The sequence below is a fragment of the Polyangiaceae bacterium genome (genome assembly GCA_020633205.1).
In the GTDB taxonomy this organism is placed as follows: Bacteria; Myxococcota_A; Polyangia; order Polyangiales; family Polyangiaceae; genus JAHBVY01.
On sequence record JACKEB010000011.1, the window covers coordinates 912,501 to 929,912 of the forward strand.

Annotated in this window: 11 protein-coding genes, 1 tRNA gene and 2 rRNA genes (1 of these 14 cut by a window edge); 8 read left to right on the plus strand and 6 right to left on the minus strand. The window is 62.8% G+C overall.

Annotated elements, in window-relative coordinates; all coding sequences use genetic code 11:
- The 3 genes from H6718_10570 to H6718_10580 form a co-directional block, all read left to right on the plus strand.
- A 23S ribosomal RNA gene (locus H6718_10570) occupies nt 1–2,421 on the plus strand; it begins 588 nt to the left of the window's first position.
- 106 nt (nt 2,422–2,527) lie between these two features.
- A 5S ribosomal RNA gene (gene rrf / locus H6718_10575) occupies nt 2,528–2,644 on the plus strand.
- Between the two features lie 132 nt (nt 2,645–2,776).
- Entirely contained in the window at nt 2,777–5,038 is a 2,262-nt protein-coding gene (locus tag H6718_10580; GenBank protein ID MCB9585833.1) for a transglycosylase domain-containing protein, read from the plus strand.
- A gap of 7 nt (nt 5,039–5,045) precedes the next feature.
- Here H6718_10580 and H6718_10585 read toward each other — a convergent pair whose 3' ends face one another.
- Nucleotides 5,046–5,492: a nucleoside deaminase gene (locus H6718_10585; GenBank protein ID MCB9585834.1), complete on the minus strand. Its 447-nt coding sequence runs from the start codon at nt 5,490–5,492 to the stop codon at nt 5,046–5,048.
- A gap of 62 nt (nt 5,493–5,554) precedes the next feature.
- Nucleotides 5,555–5,830 carry a LysR family transcriptional regulator gene (locus H6718_10590; GenBank protein MCB9585835.1) on the minus strand — a complete coding sequence of 92 codons (276 nt, stop codon included), beginning with the start codon at nt 5,828–5,830 and terminating at the stop codon, nt 5,555–5,557.
- Between the two features lie 78 nt (nt 5,831–5,908).
- On the opposite strand from H6718_10590, the gene map reads away from it, so the two are divergent.
- Nucleotides 5,909–6,661, plus strand: coding sequence for a type I methionyl aminopeptidase (map, locus tag H6718_10595; protein MCB9585836.1), 753 nt, complete (start codon nt 5,909–5,911; stop codon nt 6,659–6,661).
- On the opposite strand, the gene H6718_10600 is transcribed toward map, so the two are convergent.
- A complete protein-coding gene (locus tag H6718_10600; protein ID MCB9585837.1) occupies nt 6,642–8,306 on the minus strand; it encodes a diguanylate cyclase in 1,665 nt (554 codons plus the stop codon). The genes map and H6718_10600 overlap by 20 nt on opposite strands.
- Nucleotides 8,307–8,598: 292 nt before the next feature.
- On the opposite strand from H6718_10600, the gene H6718_10605 reads away from it, so the two are divergent.
- Nucleotides 8,599–8,675: transfer RNA gene (locus H6718_10605), tRNA-Arg, on the plus strand.
- Nucleotides 8,676–9,240: 565 nt separating this feature from the next.
- On the opposite strand, the gene H6718_10610 is transcribed toward H6718_10605, so the two are convergent.
- On the minus strand, nt 9,241–10,014 hold the full coding sequence (locus H6718_10610) for a DUF2314 domain-containing protein (GenBank protein ID MCB9585838.1): 774 nt from the start codon (nt 10,012–10,014) through the stop codon (nt 9,241–9,243).
- A gap of 417 nt (nt 10,015–10,431) precedes the next feature.
- Here H6718_10610 and H6718_10615 point away from each other — a divergent pair, with 417 nt between their 5' ends.
- Complete coding sequence (locus tag H6718_10615) at nt 10,432–11,217, plus strand: shikimate dehydrogenase (protein MCB9585839.1); 786 nt, start codon at nt 10,432–10,434, stop codon at nt 11,215–11,217.
- Between the two features lie 798 nt (nt 11,218–12,015).
- On the opposite strand, the gene H6718_10620 is transcribed toward H6718_10615, so the two are convergent.
- Nucleotides 12,016–12,543: a hypothetical protein gene (locus tag H6718_10620; protein MCB9585840.1), complete on the minus strand. Its 528-nt coding sequence runs from the start codon at nt 12,541–12,543 to the stop codon at nt 12,016–12,018.
- A gap of 23 nt (nt 12,544–12,566) precedes the next feature.
- Between H6718_10620 and H6718_10625 the strand changes: the two genes are divergently transcribed.
- Nucleotides 12,567–13,481 (plus strand): redoxin domain-containing protein, encoded by a 915-nt coding sequence (locus H6718_10625; protein MCB9585841.1) that lies wholly within the window; start codon nt 12,567–12,569, stop codon nt 13,479–13,481.
- Nucleotides 13,478–15,922 carry a S8 family serine peptidase gene (locus tag H6718_10630; GenBank protein ID MCB9585842.1) on the plus strand — a complete coding sequence of 815 codons (2,445 nt, stop codon included), beginning with the start codon at nt 13,478–13,480 and terminating at the stop codon, nt 15,920–15,922. The genes H6718_10625 and H6718_10630 overlap by 4 nt, the downstream gene beginning before the upstream one ends.
- Here the strand turns inward: H6718_10630 and H6718_10635 are convergent.
- Nucleotides 15,901–17,322, minus strand: a complete 1,422-nt coding sequence (locus H6718_10635) for a hypothetical protein (protein MCB9585843.1) — start codon at nt 17,320–17,322, stop codon at nt 15,901–15,903. The two genes, H6718_10630 and H6718_10635, sit on opposite strands and share 22 nt — an antisense overlap.
- Nucleotides 17,323–17,412: the final 90 nt, after the last annotated feature.

Below are 17,412 nucleotides of genomic sequence, written 5' to 3' on the forward strand. Positions count from 1 at the left end.
TACCTGAAACCGTGCGCCTACAAGCAGTGGAAGCACTATGGCTAGCTTGCTAGCAACGTGTGACCGCGTACCTTTTGCATCATGAGCCTGTGAGTTACGGTATGTGGCAAGGTTAAGCCGTTAGGTGGAGCCGCAGCGAAAGCGAGTCTTAACAGGGCGTTAAGTCGCATGCCGTAGACCCGAAACCCGTGCGATCTATCCATGTCCAGGTTGAAGGGCGGGTAACACCGCCTGGAGGACCGAACCCACTAGAGTTGAAAATCTAGGGGATGAGGTGTGGATAGGAGTGAAAGGCTAATCAAGCCGGGATATAGCTGGTTCTCACCGAAATATATTGAGGTATAGCCTCGGGTGAATTGCGTCGGAGGTAGAGCACTGAATGGGCTAGGGGTCCTACCAGATTACCAAACCCAATCAAACTCCGAATGCCGATGACAACTGCCCGGGAGTCAGGCAGCGGGAGATAAGTTCCGTTGCCGAGAGGGAAAGAGCCCAGACCGTCAGCTAAGGTCCCTAAATCTGAGCTAAGTGGAAAACGATGTGGGAGCGCAGTGACAACCAGGAGGTTGGCTTAGAAGCAGCCACCCTTTAAAGAAAGCGTAATAGCTCACTGGTCAAGCGAGCCTGCGCGGAAAATGTAACGGGGCTAAGCTCAGTACCGAAGCCACGGGTTCTCGCAAGAGAGCGGTAGGCGAGCGTTCTGACAGAGATACACGGTAGACGGTAACGACTACTATCGGCTGTCAGAAGTGAATATGCAGGCATGAGTAGCGATAAACCGGGTGAGAAACCCGGTCGCCGTAAGCCCAAGGTTTCCTGGGGAAGGATAATCCTCCCACGGGTTAGTCGAGCCCTAAGCTGAGGCCGAGAGGCGTAGGCGATGGAAAGCAGGTTAATATTCCTGCACCACCAGGGATGGCGTAGAAGTAAGCAGGGACGGAGAAGGGCAACCCAGCACGGTGCATGGTTTCCGTGTTTAAGCTCGTAGGCTGGTTCTCTAGGACCCGATAGGGACAAACGGAGAGCCAAGGCCGAGAAGCGATGAGGTCAGGTCTTGGACCTGGACACTGGGTGCACCCATACTTCCTAGAAAAGCTGCGTACTGAGCCCCTCTGGTGCTCGTACTGGAAACCGACTCAGGTGGGCGGGGTGAGTATCCTAAGGCGCGTGAGAGAACCCTGGTTAAGGAACTCGGCAAATTTGCACCGTAACTTCGGGAGAAGGTGTGCCGTCAGTCGTGAAGAGCTTGCGCTCGGAGCGGCCGGTGGTCGCAGTGAAAAGGCGGTTGTGACTGTTTACTAAAAACACAGGACTCTGCGAACTCGTAAGAGGACGTATAGGGTCTGATGCCTGCCCGGTGCTGGAAGGTTAAGGGGAATTGTTAGGGGTAACCCGAAGCAGTGAACCGAAGCCCCAGTAAACGGCGGCCGTAACTATAACGGTCCTAAGGTAGCGAAATTCCTTGTCGGGTAAGTTCCGACCTGCACGAATGGCATAACAACATCCGCACTGTCTCGACCAGGGACTCAGCGAAATTGCATTGGGGGTGAAGATGCCCTCTACCCGCGGAAAGACGGAAAGACCCCATGAACCTTTACTGCAGCTTGGCAGTGATTTTCGGGATATCCTGCGTAGGATAGGTGGGAGGCGTTGAAATCGGGCTTCCGGGTTCGATGGAGCCAACCTTGAAATACCACCCTGGTTATTCTGGAAATCTAACCTACAGCCGTGATCCGGCTGAGGGACACTGCCTGGTGGGCAGTTTGACTGGGGCGGTCGCCTCCTAAATCGTATCGGAGGCGTACGAAGGTTCCCTCAGGCTGATTGGAAACCAGCCGTGGAGTGCAAACGCAGAAGGGAGCTTTACTGCGAGACCGACAGGTCGACCAGTTGCGAAAGCAGGTGTTAGTGATCCGGTGGTCCCGAATGGAAGGGCCATCGCTCAACGGATAAAAGGTACTCTGGGGATAACAGGCTGATCGCGCCTGAGAGTCCATATCGGCGGCGCGGTTTGGCACCTCGATGTCGGCTCGTCGCATCCTGGGGCTGGAGCAGGTCCCAAGGGTTTGGCTGTTCGCCAATTAAAGCGGCACGCGAGCTGGGTTTAAAACGTCGTGAGACAGTTTGGTCCCTATCTTCCGTGGGCGCAGGACACTTGAGAGGCCCTACCTATAGTACGAGAGGACCTGGGTGGACGTACCTCTGGTGTTCCGGTTGTCAGGCCACTGGCATAGCCGGGTAGCCATGTACGGAACGGATAACCGCTGAAAGCATATAAGCGGGAAGCCGGCCTCAAGATTAGGTGTCCCTGCCGTAAGGCACTAAAGGCCCCTAGCAGACGACTAGGTGATAGGCTGGGTGTGGAAGCGTTGTAAGGCGCGGAGCTAACCAGTACTAATCGGCCGTGCGGCTTGACCCTACTCTCTAAGGCAAACATTGTAGTTGACGCTCGGAGTCCGAGTGACGAGCTCCACTCAAATCGAGTGTTGAGCGCAGCATCCTCGCTGCTTGTGCACTTGTCGTTTTTTCCGGTGGTGATGTCGAGAAGGCCACACCCGATCCCATCCCGAACTCGGTAGTTAAGCTTCTCAGAGCCGATGGTACTGCAAGGATTCCCTTGTGGGAGAGTAGGTCGCCGCCGGGCTATTCTTGCAACGGGGCTAGCGTTTACGCGCTAGCCCCGTTTTCTTTTTGTCCACCAATCGGCCACGCGGCCGGACCGCCGGTCGGTTGCGCTTGGTAGGCCTAAGTCACGCTTCGGCGTTAGTCTTGTCATATGCGCCGTCGCGCAAAAGTCGCCCTCTTCGGCGTTCCGTCCCTCCTGGTCTTTGCGGCGCTCGTCGGTTTCGGGCCGGTGGTCCGCCATCAGGCTAAATCTGCGGCTGAGAAGCGCGGCCTCCAGCTGGAGATCGGCAGCGTGCGTCCTGGTTGGGGGCGGATCTGGCTGCGGGACGTCAGCGTGTCTTCGGTGGTCGCCCCTGGGATCCAGGCGAAGGTTGCCTCGCTTGAGGTCGTCCCGTCCGGGCTTCATCCGAAGGTGATTCGGATCCACGGCGGCTTCGTGCAGCTTCGCGGGACGACGGCCGAGTTGCGGGATCAACTTCGGTTGCTTCAAGGCGGCAGGTCGGGGACCGGCGGCGGCGGTTCGACTCAGATTTCCGCAGAGGGGATCGACTTGAGTTGGCTCGCTGGCGAAGGTGCGCGAGTCGATGCCTGGGGGATCCGTTACGCGCGGTCCCCCGAGGTCGAGTCGTTTCATGTCGATCGGCTCCAGTCCGATCGCGGGTTTCCTCTCGTCGGCACGGGTCTGGCCGTTGAGCTCGGGCGTGAAGACGGCGCGAGGGTGTTACGAAACGTCTCTTCAGAGGCGTTGGACGCCCGGCTCGATTTGGATCGGAGCACCCGAACTCGCGTGGTCAGCGATGCCGCGCCAAGCAGTCGGGGTGAAGGTTGGCGAAAGCGCATCGCTCTCGCCGGGATATCTGTTTCTCGTGTCGTCCCCGTCGGGGCCAAGGTCGATTTGGCTGGGTTGAGCGTCACGCTGATGCGCGGAGGACAGCCGTTGCGGATCGGCCCCGGCACGTTGCGTGTGGAGCGTACCGACTCGGAGATCTCTGCGGAGCTCACTCCCGGAGATTCGAAGCAGCAGAATCCACTCAACGCACGGGTGGTCCTTCCTCTCGACGCCACGAAAGACGTGAAGCTCTCGCTGCACGGGGGGCCGGTGAGTCTCGCCTGGCTCGGAGTGCGTGAGGGGGAGTGGGGCCTCAGCGACGTCGGGCACTCGAAACTCAGCGCCAACGCCGATCTGTTGCTCAAGGATCAAGGGCGCTTGCTCGACTTCAAGGGCAAGGTGGCGGTGAGCGACCTCACGATCGAGCATCGCTGGCTGGCACCCCGGAGGGTCGAGGGACTCGCAGCTGGTTTTGATGGTCGCGGCGAGCTTGCGCTGGACGGGCATTTCGTCCGTTTCGTCGAGTCCGACGTGTCTTTTGGTCAGGTCCACGCGACGGTGACCGCCGAACTCAATCGTGGGGAGGACGGATTTCAGCTGAAAGCGCGTGGCTCTGTGCCTCTCGCTTCCTGCCAAACGTTGCTCGACTCGTCACCCAAGGGATTGACCCCACTCCTCACTGGTATGCGCGCGTCCGGAACGTTTGCGGGCGACGCGAGCATCGACCTGGACTCGCAACACGCAGAACGGATGAAGCTGAAGTGGAATGTCGCGAACGAGTGTCGCATCACGGCCACGCCCGCTGATGTCGCGCCGCTGCGCTTCAAGCAGCCGTTCACTCTGAACGTGGTCGGGGCCGATGGCGCGACGGTGCCCTTTCAGACCGGCCCCGGGTCGGTCAACTGGACGCCGCGCGCCTCGATCAGTCGGCATATGGAGACCGCGGTGTTGATCTGCGAGGACGGCCGCTTTTTTCGACATCGTGGGTTCGACGAAGAAGCGATCCACAACTCCATCCGAGAGAACATCAAGCAGCGACGTTTCGTGCGCGGTGCCAGCACGATCTCGATGCAGCTCGCAAAGAACCTCTACCTGAAGCGGGAGAAGACTCTGTCTCGCAAGCTCCAGGAGGCGGTGCTTACGATGCTGCTCGAGCAGGAGTTCAGCAAGCAACAGCTCATGGAACTCTATTTGAACGTGATCGAGTACGCGCCCGGGGTGTACGGGATCGGGCCCGCGGCGCGGTACTACTTCAACACGCACCCAAGCCAGCTTTCCCTGGGGCAAGCACTGTACATCGGGTCCATCCTGTCGAATCCCAAGCAGCAGCACTTCGGTGCTTCAGGCGAGGTTGGTCCAGGATGGTCTGGATACCTGCGTAAGCTCATGAAGCTGGGCAACCGCATTCGCCTGGTGAGTGACGCCGAGCTCGAAGACGGCTTGCGCGAGCAGGTGACTTTCAAGGTGCCTTACTCGCCGCGTCTCCCTGCTGAAGGCGAGGACCCGGATGCGGCGCACGAGGCCGATCTGGCGAACACCGGCGGCAACCCCGCAGGCACCGAAGACACGCCAGTGTTTCCGTGAGGCGACGCTACTTCTGACCCTCAGCGCGGAGTTTGGCGAAAAAGCCGCGCAAACGCGCCACGGACTCGTCCGCCAGCACCATCCCAAGATGTTCGAAGCGGTGGTTGAGACGCTGGTCGCTGCCGAGCGAGTAGAGCGAATCGAGCGCGCCAGCTTTGGGGTCTGACGCACCGTAGACGACGCGCGAGATGCGGGAGTTGACGATCGCTCCCGCGCACATCGGGCACGGTTCGAGGGTGACGTAGAGAGTGCAGCCATCGAGTCGCCAGTGCCCGCGTTGCAGCGCTGCGGCTCGGATAGCCACGACCTCGGCGTGCGCTGTGGGGTCCGCGTCCAGTTCGCGGCGGTTATGCCCGGTCGCAAGGAGCTGATTATCAGGGCCAACGATCACGCAGCCGATGGGTACGTCCGCGTGGGTTTCCGCCGCGTCCGCCTCGCTGAGCGCCCGCCGCATCCAGTGTTCGTCGGTTCCCGTTGCGTCAACGTCGTTGCTCGTGCGGTGGCTGTCACCGTCAGTCATGCTGGTCTGTGGCTGGCTAGCGGAGCGAGGCAGATTTTGGCTTGCTCCACCTCCGCCAGGATGCGTCGTGCGTGCTCGAGAAAGCGCTTACCGTGCGGTAACAGTTGGACCCCGCGGGGCGTGCGCTTGAATAGGTCAGCGCCGAGCTCCTCCTCCAGCGACTTGAGTTGGCGACTCAGCGGCGGTTGAGACACATGGAGGCGCTTGGCGGCACGGCCGATGTTGCCTTCCTCTGCGATAGCGACGAAATACTCGAGCTGCACGAGGCTCATACTAGCTGAAGCTTAGCAGACGGGAGACATACCCAAAGGGTATTGGACGGCGCGCGGCGGGGGACGCAGCTTCGAAAGATGCTCCGAGTGCTGAGTCCCAAAGAAATCGTCGCTATGCGCGAAGCTGGCCGCGCGGCGGCAGCTACGCTTGCCTGGGTCGGCGCTCAGCTGGTCCCGGGTATGACGACAGCGCACATCGACCAGTTGGTGAGGGAAGACACCAAGCGGCGTGGTGGTACGCCCAGCCAGCTCGGGTACCACGGCTTTCCTGCTGCAGTTTGCACCAGTCGCAACGAAGTGGTCTGTCATGGCATCCCTCACCCCCACGAAAAATTGGAGGAGGGGGACATCATCAACGTTGATGTGACGACTCGCTTGAAAGGTTTCCATGGGGATACTTCCAAGACGTTTCTCGTTGGGCAGACCAGCGCGGAAGCCCAACATGTGGTCCGCGTGGCGAGAGAAGCGCGCGACGTGGGGATACGTACCGTGAAAGCGGGAAGCCGCCTCGGGGACATCGGCTTCGCGATTCAGAGCTTTGCCGAACGCGAAGGCTGCAGTGTGGTGCGCGATCTGGGTGGGCATGGCATCGGGCGTGAGATGCATCAGGAACCCCATGTCCCGCACTTCGGCAAGCCGGGGAGTGGGCTGCGCCTGAAGGCAGGCATGGCCATCACCATCGAACCGATGGTGAACCTGGGCACTCACGAGATCGTTCAACTCGACGACGGCTGGACGATCGTCACGGCGGACGGGCGCCTCTCCGCTCAGTTCGAGCACACGATTGTGGTCACGGACACGGGCGCGGAGATCATGACGCTCGAGCCTTGAGCGCTTCGGCTCGCAAGGACTCGCGCAGGCGGCGTTTGTGAGCCTGCTTGTTGCGATACATATCTTGGTCCGCCGTGCGCAGTAGATCGTGAATCGTGGACTGTTCGTCGCTATCGAAGACGGCGTACCCCACGCTCATCGAGAGTTCGTAGCGGCGAGTCTCGTGCTGATTGAAGCCCTCGAGTTGCGCTGAAAGGCGACTGAGCACATTCGGTATGTCCGATTGTTCGAGGTCGACGGAGAGCACGCAGTATTCGTCGCCAGCAAGCCGCGCAACGATGTCGGTGGAGCGAAAGCATGCCTTGAGCACCACAGCGGCGTCGCAAATCGCCTGATCCCCGACGTCGTGTCCGTGCTGGTCGTTGATCGTCTTCAAGCCGTTGAGGTCCATGAAAAAGACGACCAGCGAACCCTTTTGCCGTGCGGCAAGCTTGAGCTGTTGCTGGCCGAGCAGCATGAAGCCGCGTCGGTTGTACATCGTGGTCAAGGGGTCAACCAGTGACTGCTCGCGCATCTCTTGTTCGCGTCGCAACCGCGCGAGGCTTTGGCCGAGGGTATTCGCTACGACGGTTAGTGCCTCCAAGGTCGAGCTTCGAGGTGTGACGTGACCCTCTAGCTCGAAAACCAGGACACGTGCGACCTCGCCAGACATTCTGATCGGACACGCCAAATGGGTGCGCGCTCTTTGGGCACGTAGCGTGCGACCAAGGTTCTGTCGTGAATGTTCCCAGCAAACCTCTGCGCTCTCGGTCGCCTGGCGCACAATCGGCTGCTCGTCGCTGGGCATGGCCACACGCCCACCTAGCCAACGCGCGTGTTCACAGATCAGCGCGCTAGCTCGCACGAGAGTCGTGTGTTCGTCGGTAGTCGAGCTCGCCATTTCGGCGAGAACGACCAGCAGCCTGAGCCAGGCGTTGCGCTCCAACAACCCAACCTCTGCCTCGAGTTCATGGGTTACGTCCCGAAACAGCCACAGGTGCCCGTCATTGCCGTGCGGCATGGAGATGGGGACGTAGTCGCGCTCCAGCCAGCGGCCATCTCGGGTTGCAAAACGCTCGCCTCGCTTGGCTTCTCCACGTCGCAAAGCGCGATTCGTAGAGCGCACGAATTCACCTGGCGACTCGAAGAAGCCGCGCGCCTTTGCCAGGAGCCCGCCGCCGAACAACCCCACCGCGTCGGTCGGAAGCATCCCGAAGAGCGCACAGAACTCGCGGTTCACCATCTGCCCGCGTCGGTCCGCACCTTCGAACAGCACCCCAGCGTTCATGTGATCCACGAGCACCGCAAGCTGCGAACTCGATAGCATCAAGCGCACTTCCTTGCTTGCGCTCTCTACGACGTCGTCCAGGCACTGCCGTGCACGTTGCTCGAAGCCTTGAGAATCCGTGCGGATAAATGCGGCGACCGTGCAGCCGCCTTGGGTCTCGCACACCGGACGCACCGCGATAGCTCGACCCTTGGAGTCGGTCGCGTCCAGCGCCTGCCCGTGCCTGAGCACCTCCAGGCAGCAGTGCGCCAGCTCTGGCTCGCTCTCAGGGTCGTTCAGCTCGCCGGCGTGCGCGGCCCAGCGCGCACCGCGCTCCTCGTCGTAGACGAAAAAGCCCGCTGCCGATGCCCGAGCCCCGAGCAGCGCGAGCCTCGACAACCGAGCAAGCGCCTGAACCAACGGCGCCCGAAGCGAGACTCGGTTGGCCTCTTCCACAGGGGTCCAGGACGGTCGCTTCCCCGCAGCGCTTGAGTCCAAACCACGCTTTTTGTGGGAATCGGCGCTATCTGCCGATTAGCACCAGCTTTTTGGGGGAGAGGCTGCCGAACAGCTCCTTCCAACCCGCCGTCGCCGCCTTGAACAGCCCCGCGAAATTGTTACCCACCGAAGCCCGCCAGCGCGCGAATTCCTTTGACGAACCCCCACCCGTTGCTATGTATCGCCTCCCCAAGCGCCCGTAGCTCAGCTGGATAGAGCGTCGGTCTACGGAACCGAAAGTCGGAGGTTCGAATCCTTCCGGGCGCGCCAAGCGCGCAGCCCAGCAAAGCTGGGCGGAGTCGCTTGGCTCGAACGCAGGATGGCGTTCCGCCGGAGGTTCACTCGCGCCTTCGGCGCGCGCCCGCTTCGCGGTCGCCGTGGCTCTCACTGGACTCCGGCCAGCGGAGCTAGCCTGCGTCCAGTTCGAGTTCACTCGCGCCTTCGGCGCATGCGCGCTTCGCGGTCGCCGTGGCTCTCACTGGACTTCGGCCAGCGGAGCTAGCCTGCGTCCAGTTCGAGTCGACTGCGAGTGTACGAGTCCAGTTCGCGACTTGTGTCCTCTTCGGGGCTTCGTCGTCGCTCGCCCCAAAGGGTGAGGGCGAGCGACTCCTTCACCAAAGCCACCTCCCTGACCCTGCGTCGCCCTTTCTTTTGGTGGCGAGTCCGAGGACTCGCCACGCTGGACGAGTGCGGGAGCAGCCACGGTCGGCGAGCCGCTGCGAGCCGAAAACGCGCGTAGCGCGTAGCGCGCCGCGTTAGTGAATCCTTCCCCGCCCGACCGGCGTCGACGCTTTAGTAAGGCTGGGGTCGCTTGGCGCACCGCGAATTAGAGTTGCTAGTTCGCGTTCTCCGCCGCCCGTAGCAGCTCCACCACGCGAGGCCAGCCCATCATTTCCGCGAGGTCTCGTGCGGTGCGGCCGGTGTTGGCGGTCTTGACGCTGGGATCGGCGCCGTGGGCGAGCAACACGCGCACGCCGGCGGCGCTGCCTCCCAGTGCGAGGCTGTGGAGGGTGTTCAATCCGTCTTCGCCGAGGCTGAAGAACGCCTCGCGATTGCCGGCGATGGCCTGCTCGAGCGAGGGCGCCATGTTCTCGGACATCGGATGTTCGCGGTCTGGGTCACTCTCCGGAGCAGGAGAGGTTTTGCCAAACAGCCGCCCGAGCGCGCTCGGTTTGGCTCGGTTGTCCCAGTCGGGAACCAGCTCGACGCGCTCTGGTGGCGGGAAGTCGAAGCCCCAAGCCTGGTCGTGGGCTTTGCGCTCACCAGGGGGCATTTGACTTCGCAGCGCCTGAATCGTGAAGCCACCGTAGAGGCGTCCTCCCATCACGTACATCCAGTCCTCCAGCTCGCGAAGCGTCAGCTGGAAGCGGTCGCCTTCCTGGATCGTCTCGAGGTGGTGGGGCGAGTTCAGCAGCGTCGCTTCAACGACGTCACCGTCGAAGGAGATGTCGGAGAGCCACATATGCTCCACCTCGGTTCCTCCGGGATCACTGAATGCCGCCTTGACCGCGGAGAGCTCGAGCCCGGGGACGATGCGGCGGTACTCCCAGGTCAGCTCGCGCCACAGGTATTTGAAGGTCGCCTGGGCGCGAGCGGTGGCTTCTGCCATCGCTGGATCGTCTGCCGGCGCATAGATGACTGGGCTTTGCGGGCGGTCGCTCATGTGACTCCTCTTACCACGCTTGGGCGGCGGTTGGAGGTGAGATTCCGTTCGAGATGATTCCCGCGGGGAAACAAAGGTTTGCTGCCGTGCGGTTCGAGCGTTACTTGTACGCAACTTGCAGACGGACCTCTCCCCCCCCCAGAGAAAGCACCAAGTCGCGAACGTGAGGGGACGGGTTGCTCGTGGCGCGCCGCTGGATGGCCTCGGTTTGGGCGCTCGCAATCGGTCGGATCGAGAGGGGTCGACTGCAGCGCGCTCCTTCGTTCCCGAGTCCGGTGCTGCTAGCGTAAAGGCATGGCTGGCTCGGCTCCCATCACGCTCTGTGGTTCGCTGTCCCTGTTTGCGTCCCCCGTCGGCGCGGCGATGCACAACGCGGGTTACCGCGAGCTTGGACTGGCGTTCAGCTATGTGCCGTTTGCGCTCGATGAAGCGCAGCTGGGTGACGCCTTGAGCGGAATGCGGGCGCTGGGGATCCGAGGCTTCGGGGTGTCGATGCCCTTCAAGCTCTCGATCATGCCGCTGCTCGATGAGATCGATCCTCTCGCGGGCGCGATCGGCGCCGTGAACACGGTGGTGAACGAAGAGGGCCGGCTCGTCGGCCACAACACCGATGCTCGGGGAGCGTTGCGGGCGCTCGAGGAAGTCGAAAGCGTGAAGGGGCGCCAGGTGCTCGTGCTGGGAGCAGGAGGCGCGGCGCGGGCCGTGGCGTTCGGGCTATCCGAGGCGGGCGCCCGGGTGATCATCGTGAACCGCAACCACGAGAAGGCACGGGAGCTCGTGACAGAACTGCAATCGGCGCGGTCGCACTCGTCCGAGTCAGCGCAGGCTCTCGAGTCAGCTGAGGCGCTTGAGTTGGAGCAGGCGCTCGAACGCCGACCCCACATCGTCGTAAACGCCACGTCTGTCGGCATGGAGAACAACCCGGGGCTACCAATCCCCGCGGAAAGCGTGCCTGACGCTGCGCTGGTCATGGACATCGTCTACAAGCCACTTGTTACTCCGTGGCTCGAGCGTTGCCGGGAGCGTGGCAATCGGGTGATCCACGGCGGACGCATGCTGCTGCATCAGGCGGCTCGACAGTTCGAACTCTACACCCAGCGAGAAGCGCCGCTCACGGCGATGGATCGCGCGCTGAGAGAATACGTTTGAGCGACCAGGGGAGCATCGAGATCAGACGCTCGGGGTGAGGCTCATTGGACCCAAGTTGGGCGGCGCTGCGATAACGCGGCGCGTTGAGGGCTCTGCAAAAAATGCATGGTCCACCAGGGGGCCTGACAGTGGTGCCATCCTTACTCGCGCCTGGCTCTGGCGTCGGACAGTCATCTTATTGGGTTGCTTGGGTTTTTTGCGGTTTGCTTGGGTGTGGCACGATGACTGCTAAAGGGCTGGTACTTGTCCGGTCCCCTGGTGGACCTGCTTGGCTTGGTTTTCTTCTCTTCCTCCCTTCCTTACGGCTTTCTCTTCTCTTCGATTAGCTCTTGAGCTTCGTTTTGGCGTGACCCTCCCCTTCGTGTCTCCGCCGCTTGGCTTTCTAGGCCGCTTAACGTTCTCGCTTGCTTCTTTGGCTTGAACCTCTCGAAGAGCCTCTGGTGTCGCGCCGTCTTGCGGTGCGTTCTGCTCGCCCTTTCGCGGCGGCAGGCTGAAGTTCTTCTCTTTGGGCCCGCACCTTTGAGTGCTGGAGCCGGACTTGACTGCCCCTGGGATGGGGCGCGTGTTGGCTTGGCTTAGATTTTTGCTTTTGCTTTTGCTTGCTTGAGGAACCAAAGGCCGGGCGCGGCGTTGCCGCCCTGGACTTGGTCCGAGCCATGAGAGGCCCTGTTCGGTTCGCTGAACGGGGTCGTGGCTTTTTGTGCCGACGCTCTTGGGTGAGCCGCGTCGGTGTCTGGTGAGTCCAACCCGGCCTCCCCCGAGATGATTCCCCACCGGCGCACTTTTTGATTCGCCGGGCTACTTAGCGAAGGGGGCGCCAAACACCGAGTCCGCACGAGCCTCTGCATGGCAGCGTCGGCAGCGCTCCGCGTCGCGCGTTCGGATGAAGCCGTCGTTATCGAGTTCATCGAAGCGCCAGCCCTGCGCTTCCTTGCGCATCACGAACAGACCCTCTGGCTCGCCGCTCTTGGCGTCGAACAGCCGCTCCACGAAGGTAGCGCCGATCGGGAAGACCGTGTCTCGACTGGGGTGGAGATAGCTCGCTTCGAGCGTGGCCTCGGCGTGAACGGTGTACGTGAAGCGTCCACCACCGTGGCCGAGCGACGTGGGGCGCTCCGCGCCAAGGGGGAGCTCCGGCAGGGCGGACACCGTCGCCCAGTCATCCAGCCGCTTCGGCTTTTTGGGCGCGGCGACGGGCGGGGTTTGGCCTTTGGACGTGGGGCGGCTCGACTCGGCCGGGCCAGGGCTCGAGCCGGCGCAACCGAACGCGAACGTCAGCGACAGCACGCCGACCGCGCAGGACCGTAAGCAAGCAGCGAAATCCAATGGCTCATGGTACCACGCAGGATATGCAGTTTCGCATCGGCTTCGGGTCTGCGCTGACACTCGCGGCTTGTGCGTTGACGGTTGCGTGCGGCGCCCCGAGCGAGCCGGTGAAGGCCCCTGAGGATTCGCAGCCTGTGCTGTTTCCCGAGGGAATGGATCCTGACGCTCCCCAGAGTGCTGGCTGGCTTGGCGCTGAGCTAGCACTCGCCGCTCCCGATGAACCGGGCGTGAGGGTGGCGGCCGTGCTCCCCAGATCGCCTGCCGCTCGCGCAGGGCTTCAGGCGCAGGATGTCATCATGAGCATCGATGGCGAGACCATGAATAGCCCGGATGCGGTGGTCATGAAGATCAAAGGCGCAGGCGCGGGAAAGCGAGTCGCCTTTGGTGTGCGGAGGGCGGGCAAGGATCGTCTGCTCGCTGTGACCCTGGGAGAGCGCCCAAGTGAAGGTCAGCTCGTGGAGCAGGCGTACGTAGGCGCGAAGGCTCCGGACTTTCAAGGTCTCGTCGGCGTGCAGGGGCAGGTTCCCGCGAGCATCGGTGGCTACCGTGGGAAGGTCGTGCTGGTCGAGTTCTGGGCTGACTGGTGCATGGTCTGCCGCATGCTTGTTCCGACAATGAAACAATGGCACCGACGTTGGGCCGGCCAGGGAGTGGAGATCCTCGCCATCACCACTGACACGCTGGATGTCGCTGTGCGCTCCAGCGTGGAGCAGGAGCTCGACTATGCGGTGGCTGCGGATCTCCACGGAAAGACGTCCGTGGCATATCACGCGTACGCGCTGCCTTCTGTGTTTTTGATCGACCAACAGGGTGTGGTGAGGGATCTCATGGTGGGCTTTGACGAGCGCAAGATCGCCGAGCTGGAGCGCACCGTTGATGCGTTGCTGGCAGGCGCTCCCCAGGCTCCCGCCGCAGGTCCTGAGGGCCTCGCGCCTTGAAGCGCGCGTTCTGGTTGGTCGCGCTGAGTTGCGCGTTCGCGAGCACGAGTGCAGTAGCGCAGATCTCCGCTCCCGGCGCCCTGCGGCAGCTCGGCGACGCGGACTTTCTGCGCGTCGCCGCCACGTCTCTCGGACGAGCAGAGCCTCGGGTGCCGGTGGTCATTCTCCACCCAGAGCGTTGGGCAGACGACGCGCCCCTAACTGCTGTGAGCGCCCAATACTCGAGCGCGTGGCTCACACCCGGCGAGGTCACGGCGTTGCAGCAGGCGCATGGGGATTGGCGCATCGAGTGGGCGCCACCTCGCCACGTGTTGCTCGACAAGGCGGCGCTGTGGACCCGTTCTGTGGAGTTTCGCGCGGAAACGGGACGCGCTGGGGCTGGCGCAGTCGTTGGCGTGATCGACACTGGCATTGACACCAAGCACCCTGATTTCCAGAACCTCGATGGGTCGACCCGCATCGCCTGGCTACTCGACTTTTCGCGTAACCCTGCCGGGCTACATCCGGACTTGGAAGACAGCTATGGCTGCACCAGCTTGACTCCCTGCGCGGTGTACTCGGCCGAAGATCTGAACGCTGCGAAGGATGCGGGCAAGACGCTGTCGAGTGATGGGTTCGGTCACGGCACTCACGTGACCTCCCTCGCTGCGGGGAACGGCTTCTCCACGGACCCGAGTCGCTTCATCGGTGTCGCTCCCGAGGCGAAGCTGATCATCGTGCGCGGGGATCGCGGTGCGAGTGGATCGTTCTACGACGCTGACATTCTGCTCGGCACTCGCTTCGTGTTTGAGCGCGCTCAGGAGATGGGCTTGCCTGCGGTGCTCAATCTCAGCTTGGGCTCCGACTTCGGCGCCCATGACGGCACGTCCGCTCTTGAGCAAGGGCTAGCCGAGTTTGTCGGCGACGAGTTCCCTGGGCGGGCGATCGTTGTTGCCGCAGGGAATAGCGGTGCGGTCTACAATGGGTTATCCGCGCGCTATCCTGACCCATGGGGCCCGCACACCGAGGTACACGTTCCCCACGCCTCGAGCGTGCGTGTGCCCGTGGTCACGCCCAAGGGCAGCAAAGACAAGACATCCGCGCGGGTGTACATCTGGATCACCTCACGTCCAGGAGACGAACTCGAAGTTGGCTTGGACGACTCCGAGGGGGAGTGGATCCCACCGCTCGAATTCGGGCGCGCTGCGGCGTTCAAGCAGGACGAGCTGACCGTCACCATCTTCAACGGCGATCGCAGCTTGGAGAGCCCGCTCACCATCCCGAACGCCGCGGTGGTCGTGCTCGACGGGACTTGGAAAGCCGGAGAGACGTTCGCGCTGCGCTTGGAGGGACACGGTTCTGCCGTGATTTGGCTGCAGTCGGACGGCGACTTGTCACCCAGCGCTGGCAGCGTCGGGGCTCTGGTCCCGCGCGCGATGAAAGAGGGGACCGTCAATCTGCCGGGCTCCCACCCGGAGTTGATCGCCGTGGGAGCGACGATCAATCGCTTGTCCTGGCCCACCCGCGACGGAGCGACGATCAAGGTTTCGAGCCTCGGCTCCGTCGAGAACCCTCCGAGCGACGGCACGGCGTACTTCTCTTCGGCGGGGCCGAACGCTGTTGGGGTCATGAAGCCCGACATCAGCGCGCCCGGCGCCTTCGTGGCGGGCGCCATGAGCAGCCTTGCGGATCCTGGGCGCACGAACAACACGGGGATCTTCTCTGGAGCCGGAGTTTGCTCGTCGGGTGCTGACTGCTTGGTGATTGATGATTACCACGCGGTAACGAGCGGGACGAGCATGGCCGCTCCACAAGTCACCGGTGCCGTTGCGCTGCTCCTGGAAGGTGACCCAAGCCTGACGCAGTCCCGGGTCCGCGCCTTGCTGCAAGCGGGCGCCCGTCCCCTGGAAGGGCTGGTTCCGCTCCCGCAGCAGATGGGAGCTGGTGGGCTTGATACCCTCGGCGCCCTCGAGGCTCAGCTCCTAGAAGGCGGAGTGCAGGGCGAGCAAGCAGACCCCGACGGGAGTCGAAGCTGGATGAACGTCGCGGCTTCGTTTGCGCATCCGGACCCGGCGTGGCCTTTCGACGTCTACCTCGAGTTGCGCACTGCAAGCGGGCACCTGGCGGATCGCGTCTCCAACGCTGATCTCGAACTCGTGGTGGGAAATGGCAAACAGACGGACCAGTTGACCCGTGTCGCACCCGGGCTGTGGCGGGCGCGCGTCGCGGCCTCCGCGGGTACTGGTGGCAAGCAGCTCGGGTTGAATGTGAAATTCCAAGGGGAAACTCTCATGTCGCGGTCGCTCCCCATCGCGGTGGACCCGCACCTGGTTGGGACCACGCCGCGTGCGCGAGGTGGATGTCAGCTCGCCCCCAGCGGACCTGGCTCTGGTGGGCTATGGCTGGTCGCCGCCTCCTTGGTGTTAGGCTGGCGCCGCCGCTACTCCATGTCGACCAAGTAGAGCGAGTAGTCGTGGGGCTCGAAGGGGCTGACGTCGGGGTCGAACGGGTGATTCAAGTCGACTCCGCCCTGATTGACCCCGGTGATGAGCAGCGCTTCGCCTTGCTTTGCGTCCAGGACCAAGGTGCGCTCGGTCTGCGTGGCGCGGGGCTCGTACTTGATCGCCACTTGCTTCCTGAGTTGCCCTGCGGAATCAAGGATCGCCACGTTCCACTTGAAGCTGACCGGGACTTCCCAGTTGGCGCGGAGCCCGAGCTCGGGGGCTTCCGGCAGCTTGTCTAACTCCAGGAAGACGAACACCGCGCCGGTGGGTTCGACGGCTCGCCACGGTGCAACGAATTTCGGCAGCTCCGAGTAGCGCAGCGCCCAGTCGAAGCGCACCCGACCGAAGCTGCCTACCCAGGCCATCTCTGGCAGGCCGCGTCCGTCGTCGCGATCTCCTAGGCGTGCTCGCGCTAGCGCGAAGTCTGCCAGCATATTCGCGACTTCCACGGGATCCTCGTCGAAGGTGTGGCGTACGACGTCGAAGATATCCGGCTCGTTGTCGTACAACCAACCATCGCCCTCGGTCAGGCTCGCCCCCAGGGCATACAGGCTGAGCCCTAGGGTGCCCCAGCGACTCGCCCCGTATTTCTCGTCCAAGAACTCGAAGAAGAGCGCTGCGCCGCCTTCGGCGGAAGGTGCGAGGTCGGAGCCTGACAGGGCTAGCTGAGGGTTCCGTTGCGCGTCGTCGATGGCGCTAGCATCCATATCCGTGGGGTAACCAATGGTCCACCAGACTTGTGTCGATACGGCGCGCCGGGTGAACGGGGACTCTGAAGCATCGAGGCGCAAGGCGCTCAGCTCGGTCAGGCACTGTACCGCCCAGCGGTCGCGCTCCGCACCGCGCGGCAACGGACTTTGGCAGTAGCCCGACGCTTGATCTCGCACCCCATACGTTGGCGCGTCGGCGAGCACTTCCAGGCCCTGAGCTGCGTTCAGGTACCAATCCACGCGCGGGTCGCCGCCCCGCGCCTCATCGCCGAGCGGTGTCGGCAGCTCTTGCACGTCAATCAGGCGCTCCCAAGCGCTGACCAACGCGCCCAGCGCTTCACTGACTCCCTGGGGATCGGCTCCAGGTAGGTGATGCACGCACACCGGACGCTGAGCAGAGCAGCTGCGGAGCGAAGAAGCGGGGCGTGGAGCCTCGATGCGTGCTCGACCGGTTGGGAGCCACGGATCCCACTTCACGGGTGCCTTTGGAGGCGGGGCCCCCATGCGTCCACCGAACAGGGCGCCTGGCACTCGACCTGGCTCCTTGTCCGCGAGCACCGGCTTACCTAACCCCATGATCCCGCAGAAAAAGAGCCATCCCAGCGTGCGCCAGGGGCGTGGAGACGGGATTTGGGGGGGAGGGGACATAATCGGGCCACCCGTCCCACGGTTAGTGATGGGACGGGCGAGTCTCCCGGGATTTGACAGTTCGACCAAGGACCCCTCTATACTGCATTG

Excerpts from the sequence above, each read along its gene's own strand:
- H6718_10580 (MCB9585833.1), top strand. The coding sequence starts at position 2,777 with ATGCGCCGTCGCGCAAAAGTCGCCCTCTTCGGCGTTCCGTCCCTCCTG.
- H6718_10585 (MCB9585834.1), bottom strand. The coding sequence starts at position 5,492 with ATGCGGCGGGCGCTCAGCGAGGCGGACGCGGCGGAAACCCACGCGGAC.
- H6718_10590 (MCB9585835.1), bottom strand. The coding sequence starts at position 5,830 with ATGAGCCTCGTGCAGCTCGAGTATTTCGTCGCTATCGCAGAGGAAGGC.
- map (MCB9585836.1), top strand. The coding sequence starts at position 5,909 with ATGCTCCGAGTGCTGAGTCCCAAAGAAATCGTCGCTATGCGCGAAGCT.
- H6718_10610 (MCB9585838.1), bottom strand. The coding sequence starts at position 10,014 with ATGGCAGAAGCCACCGCTCGCGCCCAGGCGACCTTCAAATACCTGTGG.
- H6718_10615 (MCB9585839.1), top strand. The coding sequence starts at position 10,432 with ATGCACAACGCGGGTTACCGCGAGCTTGGACTGGCGTTCAGCTATGTG.
- H6718_10625 (MCB9585841.1), top strand. The coding sequence starts at position 12,567 with ATGCAGTTTCGCATCGGCTTCGGGTCTGCGCTGACACTCGCGGCTTGT.
- H6718_10635 (MCB9585843.1), bottom strand. The coding sequence starts at position 17,322 with ATGTCCCCTCCCCCCCAAATCCCGTCTCCACGCCCCTGGCGCACGCTG.